The sequence below is a fragment of the Plantibacter flavus genome (genome assembly GCF_051487245.1).
Lineage (GTDB): Bacteria > Actinomycetota > Actinomycetes > Actinomycetales > Microbacteriaceae > Plantibacter > Plantibacter flavus_B.
The window spans coordinates 1-18,527 of record NZ_JAHVDH010000006.1 but is presented as its reverse complement, the minus strand read 5'-3'; the positions used below and the strand labels follow the sequence as shown (position 1 = coordinate 18,527).

General features: G+C 69.5%; 18 protein-coding genes. 10 read left to right on the top strand and 8 right to left on the bottom strand.

Annotated features, from left to right (window positions below; translation table 11 throughout):
- Positions 1-11 precede the first annotated feature (11 nt).
- From KXS11_RS15560 to KXS11_RS15535, 6 genes are all read right to left on the bottom strand, one after another.
- On the bottom strand, positions 12-674 hold the full coding sequence (locus KXS11_RS15560; RefSeq protein ID WP_437386534.1) for a dihydrofolate reductase family protein: 663 nt from the start codon (positions 672-674) through the stop codon (positions 12-14).
- Between the two features lie 53 nt (positions 675-727).
- Positions 728-1,318: an ECF transporter S component gene (locus KXS11_RS15555; protein ID WP_437386533.1), complete on the bottom strand. Its 591-nt coding sequence runs from the start codon at positions 1,316-1,318 to the stop codon at positions 728-730.
- 27 nt (positions 1,319-1,345) lie between these two features.
- Positions 1,346-2,179: an energy-coupling factor transporter transmembrane component T gene (locus tag KXS11_RS15550; protein WP_437386532.1), complete on the bottom strand. Its 834-nt coding sequence runs from the start codon at positions 2,177-2,179 to the stop codon at positions 1,346-1,348.
- On the bottom strand, positions 2,176-3,963 hold the full coding sequence (locus tag KXS11_RS15545; RefSeq protein ID WP_437386531.1) for an ABC transporter ATP-binding protein: 1,788 nt from the start codon (positions 3,961-3,963) through the stop codon (positions 2,176-2,178). The genes KXS11_RS15550 and KXS11_RS15545 overlap by 4 nt, the downstream gene beginning before the upstream one ends.
- 94 nt (positions 3,964-4,057) lie before the next feature.
- On the bottom strand, positions 4,058-4,639 hold the full coding sequence (locus KXS11_RS15540) for an ECF transporter S component (protein ID WP_437386530.1): 582 nt from the start codon (positions 4,637-4,639) through the stop codon (positions 4,058-4,060).
- Between the two features lie 116 nt (positions 4,640-4,755).
- Positions 4,756-5,706 (bottom strand): pirin family protein, encoded by a 951-nt coding sequence (locus KXS11_RS15535; protein ID WP_437386529.1) that lies wholly within the window; start codon positions 5,704-5,706, stop codon positions 4,756-4,758.
- A gap of 124 nt (positions 5,707-5,830) precedes the next feature.
- Between KXS11_RS15535 and KXS11_RS15530 the strand changes: the two genes are divergently transcribed.
- From KXS11_RS15530 to KXS11_RS15510, 5 genes are all read left to right on the top strand, one after another.
- Positions 5,831-6,949 (top strand): AI-2E family transporter, encoded by a 1,119-nt coding sequence (locus KXS11_RS15530; protein ID WP_437386528.1) that lies wholly within the window; start codon positions 5,831-5,833, stop codon positions 6,947-6,949.
- Positions 6,950-7,000: 51 nt separating this feature from the next.
- Positions 7,001-7,405: a hypothetical protein gene (locus KXS11_RS15525; RefSeq protein ID WP_437386527.1), complete on the top strand. Its 405-nt coding sequence runs from the start codon at positions 7,001-7,003 to the stop codon at positions 7,403-7,405.
- Positions 7,406-7,503: 98 nt separating this feature from the next.
- Positions 7,504-8,121 (top strand): hypothetical protein, encoded by a 618-nt coding sequence (locus tag KXS11_RS15520; protein ID WP_437386526.1) that lies wholly within the window; start codon positions 7,504-7,506, stop codon positions 8,119-8,121.
- 144 nt (positions 8,122-8,265) lie between these two features.
- Positions 8,266-9,030, top strand: a complete 765-nt coding sequence (locus KXS11_RS15515; protein WP_437386525.1) for a YcnI family copper-binding membrane protein — start codon at positions 8,266-8,268, stop codon at positions 9,028-9,030.
- On the top strand, positions 9,030-9,692 hold the full coding sequence (locus KXS11_RS15510) for a copper resistance CopC family protein (RefSeq protein ID WP_437386524.1): 663 nt from the start codon (positions 9,030-9,032) through the stop codon (positions 9,690-9,692). The genes KXS11_RS15515 and KXS11_RS15510 overlap by 1 nt, the downstream gene beginning before the upstream one ends.
- Before the next feature lie 156 nt (positions 9,693-9,848).
- Here KXS11_RS15510 and KXS11_RS15505 read toward each other — a convergent pair whose 3' ends face one another.
- A complete protein-coding gene (locus KXS11_RS15505; protein ID WP_437386523.1) occupies positions 9,849-10,508 on the bottom strand; it encodes a fasciclin domain-containing protein in 660 nt (219 codons plus the stop codon).
- A 211-nt stretch (positions 10,509-10,719) separates the two neighbouring features.
- Here KXS11_RS15505 and recQ point away from each other — a divergent pair, with 211 nt between their 5' ends.
- From recQ to pip, 5 genes are all read left to right on the top strand, one after another.
- Entirely contained in the window at positions 10,720-12,750 is a 2,031-nt protein-coding gene (gene recQ, locus KXS11_RS15500; protein ID WP_437386522.1) for a DNA helicase RecQ, read from the top strand.
- A gap of 161 nt (positions 12,751-12,911) precedes the next feature.
- Positions 12,912-14,993 (top strand): acyl-CoA dehydrogenase family protein, encoded by a 2,082-nt coding sequence (locus KXS11_RS15495; protein WP_437386521.1) that lies wholly within the window; start codon positions 12,912-12,914, stop codon positions 14,991-14,993.
- 86 nt (positions 14,994-15,079) lie between these two features.
- Positions 15,080-16,051, top strand: a complete 972-nt coding sequence (locus KXS11_RS15490) for an acyltransferase family protein (RefSeq protein WP_437386520.1) — start codon at positions 15,080-15,082, stop codon at positions 16,049-16,051.
- A 72-nt stretch (positions 16,052-16,123) separates the two neighbouring features.
- Positions 16,124-17,008, top strand: coding sequence for a KPN_02809 family neutral zinc metallopeptidase (gene ypfJ / locus KXS11_RS15485; protein WP_437386519.1), 885 nt, complete (start codon positions 16,124-16,126; stop codon positions 17,006-17,008).
- Between the two features lie 135 nt (positions 17,009-17,143).
- Entirely contained in the window at positions 17,144-18,103 is a 960-nt protein-coding gene (gene pip, locus KXS11_RS15480) for a prolyl aminopeptidase (protein ID WP_437386518.1), read from the top strand.
- A gap of 121 nt (positions 18,104-18,224) precedes the next feature.
- Here pip and KXS11_RS15475 read toward each other — a convergent pair.
- The coding region (locus KXS11_RS15475) for a hypothetical protein (protein WP_437386517.1) at positions 18,225-18,527 on the bottom strand (303 nt) is incomplete at its 5' end.

Sequence of the window (18,527 nt, the reverse complement as noted above, 5' to 3'; positions counted from 1 at the left end):
GGATCGCTCGATCAGCGTGGTTTGCGCGTGAAGACGTAGTGCACGACGCCCGAGGGCGACGCGGTGGTCTCGACGTCGAAGCGCTCTTCGAGGCCTTCGAGACCGTCCCAGACGCGCACGCCCCGACCGAGCAGGATGGGCGTCACGACGACGTGCAGGTGGTCGACGAGGTCGGCTGCGAGGAATTCGCGGACGACGGTCGGGCCGCCTCCGAGGCGGACGTCGAGGCCGCCGGCCTGCTCGATCGCCAGGTCGAGGGCGTCGCGCGGGCTGAGGTCGCGGAAGAGGAAGGTGGTCTCGCCGACGGCGAGATCCTCGCGGGGATGATGCGTCAGGACGACCACGGGCGAATGGAACGGCGGCTCCTCGCCCCACCAACCACGCCAGCCGTCGTCGGTCCACGGGCCGGTCTGCGGGCCGAACTTGCCCCGCCCCATGATCTCCGCGCCGATGCCGACCGAGGTCGCCGCCGCGAAGCTGTCGTCGACGCCACGCGTGCCGGCTCCGACCGATTCCCCGTCGTGTCCACTCATGGCCACGAACGCCCTGGTCGGGAAGAACCACTGCATCAACCGTCCGCCCGCGTGCCCGAACGGGGCGTCGAAGGTGAGGCCTTCACCGGTGGCGAAGCCGTCGAGGGAGACGGCGAGGTTGTGGACACGAAGCATCGTCATGCGCCCACTGTAGCCCTGCTCGTATCCTGCCGACCGACCGCGATACGGGGGCCTCAAGCGGTCGCCGCGCCCGGCGCGGTCGCGGCGGACACGCGCCGGTCCACCGGCAGCTGCAGGCCCCGGAAGACGCCGGTGCGGGCCACACGGGCCATCACGGCGCGGGCGACCCACGTGAAGAACATGAGGGCGAGGACGAGGATCAGCGGTGTGACCACGTACATCCACACGGGCGGGTTGAGTGTCAGGAGCCACGCGAACCACCAGGCTCCGTACACGAGCCCGGAGAACACCGCGCTCGCGTAGAAGAGCCAAGCGCCCCAATACCGGTACCGACCGAGCAGGAACGGCAACTCGATGAGGATCCCGAGGACGACGAACACGAGCACGCTCGCGACACCCGTCGGGACGAACGGCGCCTGCAGCAGACCCGAGAGCAGCTGGGTCAGCAGACCGACGCCCGGTCGGCGGAAGGCGGCCTGCGCCGCGACACCCGGCAGGAGGTAGATGCCCGCGAAGACGCCGAGCAGCCACGGCGCCGCGACGGACACCGCGTTGTACACGTACGCGTTGCCCACGTTCAGCAGGGCGCCCGCCACGGCGATCGCGGCGCAGCTGAGCAGCAGCCTGGTGCTGAGGTGCTTCATCGGTTCCTCCAGAAGGGTTCGAGTCGGTCAGACGCCGACGACGGTGCCGGGGCCGGCGGTGAGTCCCCACCAGACGATGGCGATGCTCGCGATCCAGAACAGGATCATGAACACCCAGTCGCGGGTGCGGAACGGGATGAGGGTCCGCTCGGTGCGCTGCGGATGCGCGCCGAAGGCTCGGGAGTCCATTGCGAGCGCGACGCGTTCGGCGTGGCGGATCGCGCCGGCCAACAACGGCACGACGTACCCGCTGGTGCGGCGGAGCGAGGAGATCGGGCCGCGACCCTGTGCCATTCCGCGCACGCGGTGGGCGGACCGGATGACATCGAGCTCATGACCGAACCGCGGCACGAAGCGGTATGCAGCGAGCGCCGTGTATCCGATGCGGTAGGGCACGTGCAGCTGCTGGATCATCGCTCGCACGAGCTCGGGCCCCGTGGAGGAGATGCCGCCGATCAGGGCGAGGACGAGGAGGCTTGCGAGCCGCAGCGCGGTCGCGAGGCCGAGCAGGAGCGCTCCGAGGAAGAAACGGTAGTCCCCGATCTGGAACAGCAGCACCGACTGGTCGACGCGGCCGGGGTCGCTCCACAGGCCGAAACTGAACGACATGATCGTGACGACGACGGGCAGGCCGAGGAACAGGAGGAGTGCGATCGGCCTCGTGAGTTCGGCGCCGATGACGATGACGAGTAGCGCGAGACCGATGAACAGGAGCGGGATCGCGAGGTCGCGGGTGAAGATGAGCAGCACCATCGCGGGTAGCGGTGCAGCGAGTTTCGCCAATGGGTTCAGGCGGTAGAGGAAGCGGATCGCCGGGCGCTCGCGGCTGAGGGCGTACGGGTCGATCGTCGTCGCGGTCATCGGCCGTCCGCCTCCGGTGCGTCTGCCGACGGGAGGTCGTCGAGTCGGGTGACGGACTGCCAACCGGGGTGTCGGGTGAGGCCGCGCATCGCGCTCGCCAAGGGTGGCTGGCGTAGTCCGGCACGGGTGATGAGGTCGTCGTCCGCGAGCACGGACGAGGTGGTGTCATGGGCGAGGAGCCTGCCGCGGTGCATCACGGCGACGTGGCTCGCGTGCTCGGCGACGAGCTGCATGTCGTGGGTCACGACGATGACGGTCGTGCCCTGATCGTTCAGTGCCGACAGGAGGGCGAGGAGTTCGTCGGCGCGCTCGCGGTCCTGGCCGAAGGTGGGCTCGTCGAGGGCGATGACGGGTGCGCCGGCGATGAGCGCGGTGCCGACCGACAGGCGCCGCTTCTGGCCACCGGAGAGGAGGAAGGGGTGGACGTCGCGCATCGACCGGAGTCCGAAGCGCGCGAGCATGTCGGCGACCCGGCGTTCGACCTCGGCCTCGTCCTCGCCGCGGATCCGCAACCCGTGGGCGAGTTCGTCATGGACGGTGTGGGTGATGAACTGGTGCTCGGGGTTCTGGAACACGAAGCCGATGCCGGCGGCGAGGGTCCGGACGTCGCTGCGCCCCGGATCGATCCCCCCGACGTCGACGTGGCCGCGGGGCGGGGGCACGACGCCCGCGATCGCCTGGACGAGGGTGGTCTTGCCTGCGCCGTTCGTCCCGATAACCGCGAGGAAGTCGCCGCGGCCGATCTCGAGGGTCACGTCCTGCAGGATCGGCGTGCGCGCCTTGCCTCTCCCGCGCTCCACGCTCAGTCCGCGGACGGACACCGCGATCGGCCGCTCGGTCTCGGTCGCTCGGGCGATCGTCGACGGGAGAGGCGGGAGGTCGAGCGGGTCGAGGGCCGATGCCAACTCCGACGGCGTGAGGGGGATGCCCTCCACAGGGACGCCCGCGGCCCGGAGCCGGAGTGCCGCGAGCGTCGAGACGGGGAGCCAGACGCCCATCGCGAGCAGTTCGTCCAGGTTGTCGAGGAGGGTCTCGCGTGTCGGGCCGTCGAAGGCGAGGCGGCCCGCGCGGTCGATCACGACGACGCGGTCGACGAGGTCGATCGCGGCGTCGAGGTTGTGTTCCACCAGGAGGACCGAGTGCCGGGTTCGTGCCGGGTCTGCAGTCGGGGCGACGAGTGCCCGCAATGCCGCGTAGACCTCCTCGATGCCGGCGGGGTCGAGGTTGGCGGTCGGTTCGTCGAGGACGAGCAGTTCGCTCCCCATCGCGAGCGCGCACGCGATCGCGAGACGTTGTCGGCCGCCCCCGGAGAGTCGGTCGGGGTTCTCGGCGCGGCGCTCCCACAGCCCCACCTGGCGGAGGGCCCGCTCCGCGCGTGCAAGGACGTCGTCGGCGGGCAGCAGCAGGTTCTCGGGACCGAAGCACACCTCGTCGAGCACCGTGCCCGTGACGATCTGGGCGTCCGGGTCCTGGAACACCATCGAGACATGGGCACTGAGATGGCCGACCGTCGTCTCCGTCGTCGCCACTCCGCCGGTCACGACGGTGCCTTCGAGCGTCGCGGGGACGGCGTGGGGGATCAGTCCGTTGATCGCGAGCGCGAGCGTGGACTTCCCGGAGCCGCTCGGCCCGAGCAGGAGGACGACCTCGCCGGGGGCGATCTCGAACGACACTCCGTCGGGCGTCCATTCCGAACGGTCGTCGTGCCGGATCCGGACCGCGTCGACGACCGTGACCGCCCTCGGGGCGGTGGCGCCTGCGGGGCGCGAAACGTCGTCGATCACAGGAGTCCAGTGGGAGGGGTGGGGACGGAGGCCGTCGCGGTCACTCCAACTTAGCCTTACCTAACCTCGGAGTCCATTCTGGTGCGTGAGCGGCTCAGGCGCGCGTCTCGGCGTCAGTGCGCCGGCGATCCACGGGAAGTGAGATCGACCGCCCGACCCCGGCACGCGCGAGTGCTGCTGCGACGCCGCGCCCGACGGCGGTGAAGGCGATCGGGCTGAGCACGAAGAGCGCGATGTAGACGATCTGGGCGAGCGGGGCGAAGTGTTCGAGGCCGAGCGCGACGAGAACCGAACCACCGAAGAGGACCCCCGCGACGCCGGCGGCCAGGAAGAACACCCACGACTTCCAGACGCGGTATCGCGAGACGGCGAACGGGAGCTCCTGCAGCAGCCCGATCGCGAGACCCGCGCCGAAGTAGCGGAAGAACCACTGCGGGCTGAACGCCGCGGAGACGAGACCGGCGGTGAGCCCCGTCATGAGCGCGACACCGCCACGCCTCAGCAGTGCCTGGGCGACGACCCCCGGCAGGAAGTACACGCCGATGATGACTCCGTACAGCACCGGTGCGGTAGCCGAGATCGCGCCGCCGATGTACCCCGAGACGACGAAGACGAGGCCGCCGGCGACACCGATCGCGGCGCAGGTCATGAGCAGACGCGTACTCAGACGTTGCATGGGCCCACCTTCACGAGCAGCAGATTCTCTGAGGACAGCCTATCCTGCATAGCTGAGCGTTCAGGCGGACAGTCGTCGCCTGCGTTCCCGCGAAACGGGGCTGCAGGCCGAACACCTCAGAGCGTGCGTCGGCGGGGAGTGAGGCGCACGTTCGGCAGCGGAGGAGCAGGGATCCGCTCAGTGCCATGGCCCGCGACCGTGCCGAACCGCGGCGAACCTCGCTCCCAGTCGTCTCGGGCTGTGGCGATGTCGTCGTGACTGCGCCCGACGAAGTTCCACCACATCACGAGCTCCTCCGGGAACGGGGTGCCACCGAGGAGCACGAACCGTGCGCCGCCGGTGCTGCTGAGCGCCAACCGACCGCGGCCGTGGGCGAGGTAGAGGAGCGGCCCTGCGACGAGGTCGACCTCCTCGACACGGACGTCGCCCTCGATGACGAGCACCCCGTGCTCGAACGATGCGTCGACGGGGAGCTCGACGGAGCTGCCGGCGTCGACGACGATGTCCGCACCCAGCAGCGGCGTGTGGACGGTCGCGGCGGACACCGCTTCACCCAGTGCGCCCACGAGCACCGTCGCCCTGAGGCCGGGCGCCCGGTGGACGGGGAGGTCGGTGTGCTGCTCGAACGCCGCAGGCACGCTCGCCGCCGAGGAGGGGAGCGCGACCCAGAGCTGCAGCCCGTGCATCGACGCCGCTTCGTCTCCGACGGAGAACTCCGAGTGCGAGACACCAGCGCCGCTCGTCATGATGTTGAGCTCGCCCGGCCGCACGACGACGTCGCTCCCGACGCTGTCCCGGTGGCGGATGTCGCCGTCGAGCGGCCACGTCACCGTCTGGAGACCCGTGTGCGGATGCGGCAGCACCCGCATCGTCGCGTGGTCCTCGTCGAAGCGGTCGAGGAAGCACCATGCGCCGATCATCGGCAGCTCACGCTGGGGGAGGGTGCGATGGACGCTCAGCCCTCGCACGCCGCCGAGTGGCACCTCTCGGGCCTCGAGGAGCTTCGTGCCGGAGGCGTCGGGCGCACGACAGACGCTCGTCTCGTTCGCGGCATCGAGTCTCGTCATGGACGCCTCCCTACCATGCCAACGGTACTCCGGCACGGGCCGGACACTCCACTCCCGCTCGTGGTTGACTGGGAGCGCGCAACGGGGGTCGCACACCCACCCCGCACCGATGGATGGAGAGCCGATGGGCCTGTTCGACCGCACCGAGAGCACCGACGAGCAGCCGAAGCCCGGCCTCTGGAACGACCGCATCGGCACCCTCGCCACCCGGAGCGTGCAGACCCTCGCGGTCGTCGCCGTCGCGGCCCTCATCGTCTTCGCGATGACGCAACTCTCGCTCGTCATGATCCCCGTCGTGATCGCCCTCATCCTCGCGTCCGCGATCCACCCGCTCATCCGCTGGATGCGCAACAAGGGGGTACCGTCGATCCTCGCGACCTGGATCGCGCTCCTCTCGCTCATCGTCATCCTCGGCGGCATCGGCTGGCTCATCGTGTGGGCCGTCCGCAGCCAGTGGGACGACCTCGTCGACTCCGCCTCCCAGGGGTTCGGGCAGCTGCAGGACTGGATCAGCACACTCCCGTTCGACATCGACAGCAAACAGATCGAGGACGCCAAGCAGACCGCGATCGACTTCCTCACCTCCAGCCAGTTCGGCAGCGGCGCGCTCGCCGGCGTCTCAGCGACCGCGAGCTTCGTCACGGGGCTGTTCCTGATGGTCGTCGTGCTGTTCTTCTTCCTGAAGGACGGGCCTCGCATCTGGGAGTTCCTGCTGCGCCCGTTCACCGGCGCCTCCTACGACCGCGCCAAGCGGATCGGCACGAAGACCGTGGACGTGCTCGGCGGCTACGTGCGAGGAACGGCGACGGTCGCCGCGGTGGACGCGGTCGGTATCGGCGTCGCACTCGCGATCATCGGTGTCCCGCTCGCCCTGCCGCTCGGTGTCATCGTCTTCCTCACCGCGTTCATCCCGCTCGTGGGTGCGACGGCCGCCGGCATCCTGGCAGCCCTCGTCGCGCTCGTCGCCAACGGGCCGGTCGCGGCCCTCATCGTCGTCATCGTGGTCATCGCCGTCAACCAGCTCGAGGGCAACTTCCTGCAGCCGGTCGTGATGGCACGTTCGTTGAAGCTGCACGCGCTCGTCGTCCTGCTCGCCCTCACCGCCGGCACCATCCTCGGTGGCATCGTCGGCGCGGTCCTCGCCGTCCCGATCGCCGCGGTCGCGTGGGGCATCATCGGCGTCTGGAACGGCCCGGACCAGCCGGCCGAACCGATGCGGCAGAAGCGGCCCGAGTCGGTCTGACCGGGTCTGCTCCGCGCGGTGGCGATCGTCGCCGCCGGATAGCATGTGAGCGTGGACACCCACGACCTGCTCGGCCTCGTCCTCGAGGTCTTCACCTGGGTCGGCTTCGGCTCAGCCGTCGTCGTCCTCCTCATCATGCTCATCGCCCGGGCGGCTGACGGCAGCTGGGTCGAGACGCACGGCGTGATCGTCGAGGGTCCGGAGGGTCGTGAGGTGCGTTGGATGACGGTCGCGGCCGAGCTGTTCTCCCGACCGGTGGACGACGCCGAGTTCGCCTCACTCCGAGACCCGGACGAACCCATCGTGTTCTACTCCCGCCGTGAGCCCTCGCGTGCGAGGTTCCGGCGGACCGCCGACCACGCGCGAGCGCTCCGGTTGCTGTTCGCCGTCACGTTCGGCATCGGCGTCGTGTGCTCGATCGCCTCGATCGCGATCCTCTTCATCCCGACCTCGTGAGTGTGCCAGCGCACCGCGCTGGCACGACCAGGCTCGGCGCTCCGGTATTCTCGAACGAGCGCCGATACCCGGTCGGCTGCACCCTGCGGAGGCACGGCATGACGGAACGGTGGGCCAGAGTCGTCCGCGGTGCCGCCGCCGCCCTCTTCGCCACCTTCTCGGCCGCGCTCTCGCACACGCTCGGTGGCGCAGCGGCCCCGTCGATGTTCGTCCTCCTCATCGGCGGCACGTTCGCCCTGCTCGTCTGCGTGCTGCTGGCCGGGCGCCGCATCTCCGCGGTCGGCGTCGCAGCCTCCGTGCTCGTCAGCCAGCTCGGCTACCACGCGCTCTTCACCCTCGTTCCGAGCACGGCGGCCGCCACGGTGACGTCCACCGGGACGATCGGCTCCGGGAACTGGCACCAGCACGGCGTCGTCGAGTTCGCCTCGAGCGGTGTCGCGACGTCCGCGCACGTCCATGCCGGTCCGACGATGTGGGGGGCGCACCTCGTGGCAGCCGTCGCGACGATCGCCGCCATCCTCTTCGCTGAACGCGTTGTGCGCGCCGCCATCGCGGCTCTGGCCGTCCGGGTCCTCGCCCGTCGCGCCGCCGTCCTGCACCTCGTGCCGTCGCCCCGACGCGTGCGCTGGGCACGGGTCAACGAGCGGCCGCGCAATCTCGGTGTCGTCCTCCTGCACCTGCGCCACCGCGGGCCCCCGGTCTCCTTCGCCGTCTGACCGACGCGCCGCCCTCCGACCTGGACGGGTGCTGCGCGACGCGCGATCAGTCGGAACGCAGTGACACCCATCGGCACGCCAGCAGGCGTCGCCTCATCCGTCTCCGCAGGCGTCTCGCCGCGGAGCAGTCGACAGGACACCCCAATGAACGCAACCTCCACCCGCCCCGCTTTCCGCAAGCCCGCCGTCCTCGGCGCCATCGCCGTCGGCGCCGGTGCCCTCCTCGCGGTCGGCGCGCCGCTCGCCGCGAGCGCCCACGTGAGCGTCACGCCCACCTCCACCGCCGCCGGTTCCTACACGGTGCTGAGCTTCGCCGTCGGCCACGGCTGCGACGGCTCACCCACCACGAGCCTGTCGTTCGAGATCCCCGAAGAGATCAACGCGGTGACGCCGACGATCAACCCGAACTGGGACGTCACGAAGGTTGCGGCCCCGCTCGCCGACCCCATCACGGACAGCGAAGGCGAGCAGATCGCCGAGCGCGTCGGCAGCGTCGTCTACACGGCGAAGACCCCGCTCGTCGACGGCTACCGCGACGTCGTCTCCTTCCAGGTGCAGCTCCCGGCCGACGCCGAGGGCAAGACGCTCGTCTTCCCCGTGACCCAGAAGTGCGAGGTCGGTCAGACGGATTGGACCGACGTCGCCAAGGACGGTCAGGACGAGGAGGAGCTCGAGGCTCCGGCACCCACGATCGTCGTGACGGCCGCCGTTGCCGGCGACCACCACGGCGCGGCGACCGCGGACGACGACGGCGACGGCGACCACGCCGAGGCGGCAGCGACTTCGACGTCCTCGACCGACGTGCTCGGTCGTGTGCTCGGCATCGCCGGCCTCGTCGTCGGTGCGGCAGGCATCGTGGTCGCGGCCTCCGCGAAGCGCGCTGCCGCCGACGCGAAGCGCAAGGCATGATGACGGCCGCTCATCGTCGCCGCCGTCTCGTCGGCACCGCTGCGACCGCGTTCCTCGCGGTCGCAGCGGTGCTGGCCGTGGCGCAGCCGGCCTCGGCGCACAACTCCATCGTCTCGACGACTCCCGCAGAGGGCTCGACCGTCACCGAGCAACCGGGCCAGCTCGTCATCACCACGAACGACAACCTGCTCGACCTCGGCGACGCCGGTCAGTCGAACCAGATCCAGGTGACGGGCCCAGACGCCGAGCAGCTCTACTACGGCACGGCGTGCGCCGCGGTGAACGGGCCGGCGCTCGTCATGCCGTTGCAGCTCGGCGCCGCCGGGGAGTACACGGTCGTCTGGCAGCTCGTGTCCACCGACGGCCACCCGCTCTCCGGCACGTACACCTTCGACTGGGCTCCGGCCGAGGGTCAGGAACTCGCCGAGGGCAGCTCGACGCCGACGTGCGCGACGAGCGGTGCATCGACGGTGGAACCGTCCTCCGACGCGGCGGCCGGAGCAGACACCGACGCCGACACGACTCAGTCCTCAGGTGGGCTGAGCGGCGACGTCTGGTGGATCGTCGGTGCGATCGGCGTGGTCGTCGTCGCCGGGGTCGCCGTGCTGCTCGTCACCCGTCGGAAGCCCGACGACGACGACGGGGAGACCCCCGCCCCCTGAGCGTCACCCTCGTCCAGAGCGCAGGCGGCCCTGGCCCGTGGCCCGGTCCCTGAGCCTGGCGGCGGGTCGTACAACGCAGCAGCCCCGCCATCCTCGAGAGGATGACGGGGCTGCTGCTGTTTCAGGTGGAACTGGTGCGGGTGAACCCGCGTTCGGCTACTTTGCCGGCGGCATCAGCACCGTGTCGATGAGGTACACGGTCGCGTTGGCGGTCTTGACGCCACCGCAGATGACCTTGGCACCGTTGACGGTGATGTTGTCGCCCGAGCCCTCGACCTTGACGGTCGAACCCTCGACGGTCGTCTGGTCGCCGTCGATGTCAGCCGGCGAGATCTGGCCGGGGACCACGTGGTACGTGAGGATCGAGGTCAGCGTTGCAGCGCCCTCAGGCGTCTTCAGGGAGTCGATCGTTGCGGCGTCGATCTTCTTGAAGGCGTCGTCGACCGGTGCGAAGACGGTGAACTCGGAGCCGTTCAGCGTGTCGACGAGGTTGACGTCGGGGTTCAGCTGGCCGGAGACCGCAGCGGTCAGCGTCGTGAGGAGCGGGTTGTTCGAGGCGGCGACGGCCACCGGGTCGGCGGACATGCCGGCGACGGAGCCTGCACCGTCCGGGACGGCCTCGGCGTAGGCGGCGCAGCCCGAGCCGACGAGGTCCGCTGCCGGGTCAGCGGTCATGCTGGACTCGGAGGGGGCGGAGCTCGGCTCCATGGAGGAACCGCTGTCGGAGCTGGTGCCGCTCGAACAGGCTGCGAGACCGAAGGTCGCGACGGCGGCGAGTGCGAGAGCGGCCATGTGGTGGCGCTTGATGGTACGCATGTGATTCTCCTTTGATGAGGTTTGGACCGGCGGTTCGAGTGCCTCTTCGAACCGGCCCTCGATGACACTTCGGAGCCCCCCGTGAGGTGGTTTGGAAAAAGCTTCGATTCCGTGTCGCTTCGCTCGCCGCATTAAGAGGAACAACTTTCTTCACATTCCTCTCTGTGGAGGATCGCGTCGGACTGTCGGCTGTGGCGGCTACGATCGACGGATGAGCTGGAGCACCGAACCCGACTGGATCCCGGACGATTCGGATGCGCCCGACGATCTCTACGGCTCCGAGGCCCCACCTCCGCCGTACGACGCACCTCCGCCGCCGGAGGACTCGGCCGCCTACGGTGGTGGCGGCGTCGACTGGGGGAGTCGAGCCCCGGCACCCGCTCGTCCCACCGCGCCGGTGGCGGCACGCCCCGCCGGAGCGAAATTCGCGACGGCGCAGGAAGCCCTGCACACGGTGTTCGGCTACGACGCGTTCCGTGGCGAGCAGCAGCAGATCATCGAACAGCTCGCCGGTGGCGGCGACGCCGTCGTGCTCATGCCCACCGGTGGTGGCAAGAGCCTCTGCTACCAGATCCCGGCGCTGCTCCGCCCTGGTACCGGCATCGTCGTCTCGCCGCTCATCGCCCTCATGCAGGACCAGGTCGACGCGCTTCTCGCCGTCGGGGTCCGCGCAGCCTTCCTCAACTCCACGCAGGACGCCGCCGAGCGCGCCCGGGTGGAGGACGCCTACCTCTCGGGCGAGCTCGACCTCCTCTACGTCGCGCCGGAACGCCTCAGCTCCGAGGCCACCCGCCGGTTCCTCGGCCAGGGCACCATCGCACTCCTCGCGATCGACGAGGCCCACTGTGTGTCGCAGTGGGGCCACGACTTCCGACCCGACTACCTCATGCTCGGCGAGCTCGCCGAGCGCTGGCCGGACGTCCCACGCATCGCACTCACGGCGACGGCCACGGAGGCGACCCACAAGGAGATCACGCAGCGCCTGCACCTGGGCGACGCGAAGCACTTCGTCTCGAGCTTCGACCGCCCGAACATCCAGTACCGGATCGTCGGCAAGAACGAGGTGCGCAAGCAGCTCGTCGCCTTCGTGAAGGAGCAGCCCGCCGGTACCGCTGGCATCGTGTACTGCCTGAGTCGCAAGACGGTCGAGCAGACGGCTCAGCTCCTCCGAGACAACGGCGTCGACGCCGTCGCGTATCACGCGGGCCTTGACGCCTCCGTGCGCGCCGCCGCACAGTCGCGGTTCCTCCGCGAGGACGGCGTCGTGGTCGTCGCGACGATCGCGTTCGGCATGGGCATCGACAAACCCGACGTCCGGTTCGTCGCCCACGTCGACCTCCCGAAGAGCGTCGAGGGCTACTACCAGGAGACGGGTCGTGCGGGCCGCGACGGCGAACCGTCGATCGCGTGGCTCGCCTATGGCCTGCAGGACGTCGTGCAGCAACGTCGCATGATCAACGAGTCTCCGGGTGACGTCGCGCACCAGCGCAACCTCAGCGCCCACCTCGACGCGATGCTCGCCCTCTGCGAGACGGTCGACTGCCGCCGGGTGAATCTCCTGCGCTACTTCGGCCAGCCCTCCACCGCGTGCGGCAACTGCGACACCTGCCTCGAGCCACCCGTCACGTGGGACGGCACCGTGCCCGCCCAGAAACTGCTCTCGACGATCGTGCGTCTGAAGCGCGAGCGCAACCAGTCGTTCGGCGCCGGCCAGATCATCGACATCCTGCGGGGCAAGCGCACCGACCGCGTCGCGCAGCAGCGCCACGACGAACTCGCCACCTTCGGCATCGGAGAAGACCTGAGCGACCAGGAGTGGCGCGGGGTCATCCGGCAGCTGCTCGCACGCGACCTCCTCGCGACGGTCGGCGAGTACGGAACGCTCGGGCTCACCGACGGGAGTGCAGAGGTGCTCGCCGGCACGCGTCCCGTCGCGATGCGTCGGGAGCCGGAGCGCGCGGCGAGGTCGTCGTCGCGCGGCTCCTCACGCTCGGCCTCGGCGAACGCCGAGCTGGAGCCGGCCGCCGCCGAACTGTTCCAGGCGCTCCGCACGTGGCGAGCGGGCGTCGCGAAGGAGCAGGGCGTCCCGGCGTACATCGTGTTCGGCGATGCGACGCTCCGCGAGGTCGCGACCGCGAAGCCGACCTCGCTGGCCGCGCTCGACGGCATCAGCGGCATCGGCGCGAAGAAGCTCGACGCCTATGGCGAGGCGCTCATCGAGGTCGTCGTCGCCAACGCCTGACGGTCGCACCTGGGAGCTGGCTGCGACACCTGTGGGGGAGGACCAAGTCGATCGACGGCGACCGGCTGGTCGGTTGTCCGCATCCCACAGGTGCTGAGCATCATCGTTATGACAGTCCTACCATTGTGGGAGATTTCATGGGCGAAAGGCAGGGCGTAGGGATGGTCGATACGGCGATCAGGACGAGCGGCACGGGCACGACGGCATCGACGGTGGAGGTGGCGCCCTCCGACGCCCGGATCGACATCGCCGCGCTGGCGCACCAACTGCTCGGCACGTGGCCGGAGGCACGGCTCGCCTCGCGTGCGCTCGCCGCCAAGCCGGCGATGCAGCGCATCGAGGGGCAGTCGATGGACGACCACCGCGACCGCGTCTTCCACCAGCTGAAGCTCCTCGTCGAGAACGGCCAGGTCCACAAGGCGTTCCCGAAGCGACTCGGAGGTGGCGACGACCACGGCGGTAACATCGCCGGTTTCGAGGAGCTCGTGCTCGCCGACCCGTCGCTGCAGATCAAATCCGGTGTGCAGTGGGGGCTGTTCGGTGCGGCCATCCTGCACCTCGGCACCGCTCCCCACCACGACGCCTGGTTGCCGGGCGCGATGAACCTCGACATCCCCGGTGCGTTCGCGATGACCGAGTCCGGGCACGGTTCCGATGTCGCCTCCATCGCGACGACCGCGACGTACGACGCGGAGACGCAGGAGTTCGTCATCGACACCCCGTTCCGGGCGGCGTGGAAGGACTATCTCGGCAATGCCGCCGTGCACGGCAAGGCGGCGACGCTCTTCGCGCAGCTCATCACGAACGGCGTCAACCACGGCGTCCACTGCTTCTACGTGCCGATCCGCGACGACGAGGGATCCTTCCTCCCCGGCATCGGTGGTGAGGACGACGGCTTGAAGGGTGGTCTCAACGGGATCGACAACGGCCGCCTGCACTTCTCCGGGGTCCGCGTGCCACGCACCAACCTCTTGAACCGCTATGGCGACGTCGCCGAGGACGGCACGTACTCCTCGCCGATCGCGAGCCCCGGCCGTCGGTTCTTCACGATGCTCGGCACGCTCGTCCAGGGCCGGGTCTCGCTCGACGGCGCCGCAACGACGGCGTCGGCGCTCGCCCTGCAGATCGCGATCACCTACGGCAGTCAGCGTCGGCAGTTCAACGCGGCGAGCGACACCGAGGAAGAGGTCATCCTCGACTACCAGCGTCACCAGCGTCGTCTGTTGCCGCGCCTCGCGACCACGTATGCGCAGTTCTTCGCCCACGACCGCCTGCTCGTGAAGTTCGACGAGGTGTTCAGCGGCAAGGGCGACACCGACGACGACCGCCAGGACCTCGAGACCCTCGCGGCCGCGCTGAAGCCGCTGTCCACCTGGCACGCGCTCGACACGCTCCAGGAGGCGCGCGAGGCGTGCGGCGGTGCCGGTTTCCTCGCGGAGAACCGCCTGACCGGGCTGCGTGCCGACCTCGACGTCTACGCGACGTTCGAGGGCGACAACAACGTGCTGCTGCAGCTCGTCGCCAAGCGCCTCCTCACCGACTACAGCCGGAAGTTCGCGAAGGCCGACGCCGGTGCGCTCGCCCGCTACGTGGTCGAACAGGCGACCGATCGTGCGATGCACGGCAGTGGCCTCCGCAGTCTTGCGCAGACGGTGAAGGACTTCGGTTCCACGGCCCGGTCGGTGAGCCAGCTCCGCGACACGAACGTGCAGCGTGAGTTGCTGACCGAGCGCGTCGAGACGATGATCGCCGACATCGCGACGAAGCTGCGTGGGGCCAACAAGCTGTCGAAGCAGGCCGCCGCCGACCTCTTCAACGCGCACCAGAACGAGCTCATCGAGGCCGCCCGGGCGCACGGCGAGCTCCTGCAGTGGGAGGCGTTCACGGAGGGCGTCGAGAAGATCGAGGACGCAGGGACGAAGCAGGTGATGACCTGGGTCCACGACCTGTTCGGGCTGTCGCTCATCGAGAAGCACCTGTCCTGGTACCTCATCAACGGTCGCCTGTCGCCGCAGCGCGGGCAGGCCGTCGGCGCCTACGTCGACCGCCTCATCGCCCGACTGCGTCCGCACGCTCTGGACCTCGTCGAGGCCTTCGGGTTCGCCCCAGAGCACGTGCGCGCACCCATCGCCTCCGGACAGGAAGCGAAGCGCCAGCAGGAGGCTGCCGACTACTTCGCGGCGCTCCGAGCCTCGGGCGACGCCCCGATCGACGAGAAGGCCTTGAACAAGAAGTCGCGGTAGCCCCGCACCGAGCCCCGGCACGCCCCGAAGGGGGAGTGTCCGAGCCCGCCTGAGTCTCGATACGGTCGATCGAGCACAGGGGGGCCATGAGGTCGGTTGGAATCGATGCGTTGCGCGTCGTCGGTATCGTGGCGGTCATCGCCGGGCACGTCTGGTCCGCGGATCCGGTGCTCGCCGCACTGGTCTATCCGTGGCACGTGCCGGTGTTCTTCTTCCTCACCGGGTACCTGTGGTCGTCCGGGCGGTCCCTCGGCGACGAGTGGCGCAAGCGTTCGCAGACGCTGGGCATCCCGTACATCGCCTGGTTCCTCGTGATCATGGTGTTCTTCGTCGGTCGGCAGGTCCTCGGAAGCGGACTCGACCTGCAGGCCGACCTGATGCAGTTGGCGGGCGGCGCGAACGCCACCCGCCCCTTCACGACGTTCTGGTTCGTCTCGGTCCTGCTCGCCACGGCGCTGCTGTACCGCGTGATCTGTCGAACCTCGCCCGGCGTGCAGTGGGCAATCGCCGCAGCGGGGATCGCCGCGGGTGCCGCCTTCGGCGGGTTCCTCGCGCACACACCGCTGGCTCTCGGTTCAGCCCTGCCGTGTCTCGTGTTCATCGTCGCGGGCCGGAGCTTCAGCCTGCTGCGACGACGCTTCACCGTCGGCCTCCGCACAGGTCTCGTCGTCGTCGTGGTCCCGGTCGTCGCGGTCGCCACCGGCCTGTCGGCCGTTCCGAACCTCAAGTCCGGCGACTTCGGGACCCCGTTCATCACGAGCATCGTGGCCGTCATCGCCTCCGCGGCGCTCGTACTGGTGTTCGAGGCTGCGTTCGCGCGCAGCTCGCCCCGCGTCGGTGCGACGATCAGCGGGCTCGCGATGCCGGCGGTCGCGGTCGTCCTGCTGCACCCGCTCGTGCTGTGGGTCCTCAAGACGACGCCTGAGGGCGGTTGGATCGACTTCGCCCTCGCCGTGCTGATCCCGTGGACCATCGCGCTCGTGGTCTGGCGCACACCGCTGTCCTCGTGGCTGCTCGGTGCACCGCGTCGCACGAGGGCGGTCGCCGTCCTCGTCTGAGGCGGATTCGTCGCTCGCGCAAGGTCTGCGCGACGAGGTGCCTCGCCTGACGCTGCGCGATAGGGTGCGAGCATGACGTTCAACGACAACGCGGACATCAGCGGCAACAAGGTCAAGCGGCGCGGCCGCACGACCGGTATAGCCGTGGGTGGTGGTGCGGTGGGCGTCATCGCGATCGCACTGATCTCGCAGCTGCTCGGTGTCGACCTCACCGGCATCCTCGGCGGTGCGGGTGGCGGCCAACAGCAGGAGGAGACGATGCTCTCCGACGAGTGCCAGACGGGTGCCGACGCCAACGCGAACGTCGACTGCCGGATGGGCGGGGCGTACTCGTCGCTCGACGCGTACTGGACGAACACCCTCCCGACACTCGGCGTGGAGTACACCTCCCCGGCGGACTTCATCATCTTCGACCAGCAGACGAACACCGGCTGCGGGGCGGCATCGAGCGCGACGGGGCCGTTCTACTGCCCGCCGGATCAGACGATCTACCTCGACACGGGGTTCTTCACCGAGCTGCGCGAACGTTTCGGCGCGTCCGGCGGCCCACTTGCCGAGATGTACGTCGTCGCCCACGAGTGGGGCCACCACATCCAGGGGATCACCGGCATCATGGACCGCGCTGACCGGAGCGGCACCGGACCGTCGTCCGACTCGGTGCGCATCGAGATCCAGGCCGACTGCTTCGCGGGTGCCTGGGTCGCAGCGGCGTCGAGCACCGAGGACGTCAACGGCGTCGCCTTCCTGAAACCCGTCACGGAGCAGGAGATCGCCGACGCACTGAGCGCTGCGGCAGCCGTCGGCGACGACCGGATCCAGGAGGCATCGACCGGGCAGGTGAACCCCGAGGCCTGGACCCACGGCTCCGCGGAGCAGCGTCAGCGCTGGTTCCTGACCGGCTACCGGGGTGGCCCGGGCGCCTGCGACACCTTCTCGGTCCCTGCCGGCCAGCTCTAAGTCCGCGAGGGGTCCCGAATGGTTGGCCGAGGGCGGCTGACGCCAGCCATTCGGGACCCCTCGCGAGCTGGGGGAGGGCTGGTACGGCATGCTAGAGGAGACAGATGTTGGTGATGGTGGAGGAAGTGGACGTCGATGGGTGAGATGTACCCCGAGATCGAACCGTACGAGACGGGCATGCTCGACGTCGGCGACGGCCATTCCCTGTACTGGGAGACCTCCGGCAACCCGAACGGCAAGCCCGTCGTGTTCCTGCACGGCGGACCGGGTGGGGCAACGAGTCCCGTCCATCGTCGACTGTTCGACCCGAAGCGCTACCGCATCGTCCTCGTCGACCAGCGGGGCTGCGGCAAGAGCACTCCGCACGCGAGCGATCCGGCAGCGGACCTCTCGACCAACACCACCTGGCACCTCGTCGCCGACCTGGAGACGCTGCGCAAGTCGCTGAAGATCAAGCGGTGGATGGTGTTCGGCGGTTCGTGGGGGAGCACCCTCGCGCTCGCGTACGCGCAGAAGCACACGAAGCGCGTCTCCGAACTCATCTTGCGCGGCATCTTCACGCTGCGCCAACAGGAACTCGACTGGTTCTACGAGGGCGGTGCCGCCGCCGTCTTCCCCGACCTCTGGGAGGGCTTCCTCGAGCCGATCCCACCCGCGGAGCGCCGGCACCTCATCGAGGCCTATCACCGCAGGCTCTTCGACGAGGACCCAGCGGTGCACGGTCCGGCCGCGGTCGCCTGGGCGAGGTGGGAGTCCTCGACGATCACCCTGCTGCCGCAGGATCACACGGTCGCCCGATTCACCGACCCGACGTTCGCCGTCGCGTTCGCGCGCATCGAGAACCACTTCTTCATGAACCAGGGCTGGTTGGAACCCGGACAGCTCATCCGCGACGCCGGACAGCTGGCTGGGGTCCCCGGCGTGATCGTCCAGGGTCGCTACGACATGTGCACGCCGGCGTTCACCGCCTGGGACCTGCACCAGGCATGGCCCGAGGCGGACTTCACCCTCGTGCCCGACGCCGGCCACGCCTTCGACGAACCCGGGATCCTCTCGGCGCTCATCGACGCGACGGACCGGTTCGCCAAGCACTGAGTCGCCCCTCGACAGGCTCGGGGACCGGGGGTGCCCCGGGGGCCGGAACAGGCTCAGGGACCGGAGGAACGACGACGGTCGTTCTCTTCGGTCCCTGAGCCTGTCGAAGGGTGTCCGGGTGTCAGGAGACGAGGAGCAGCGGGTTCACCTTCGCCCCGGTGTTCTCCATCGTGTTCCCACTCTGGGTGAGGGAGACGGCAGGGTAGGACGTGAACGCGCAGGAGGACACGACCCGGTTGGGTCCGAACTGGTTGTTCGTGACCGTGGCCTTCTGGGTCCAGCTCTTCTTGACCTGGAGTTTCAGGGTGCAGTGTCCGCCGTCGAGCCAGTTGCCGTCGACGGTGAGGGTGACGTTGTTCTGTTCCGCGCCGCCGAGGATCGCGAAGTTCGTCGCACCGCGGATCGTGTTGCCGAGGATGCGGAT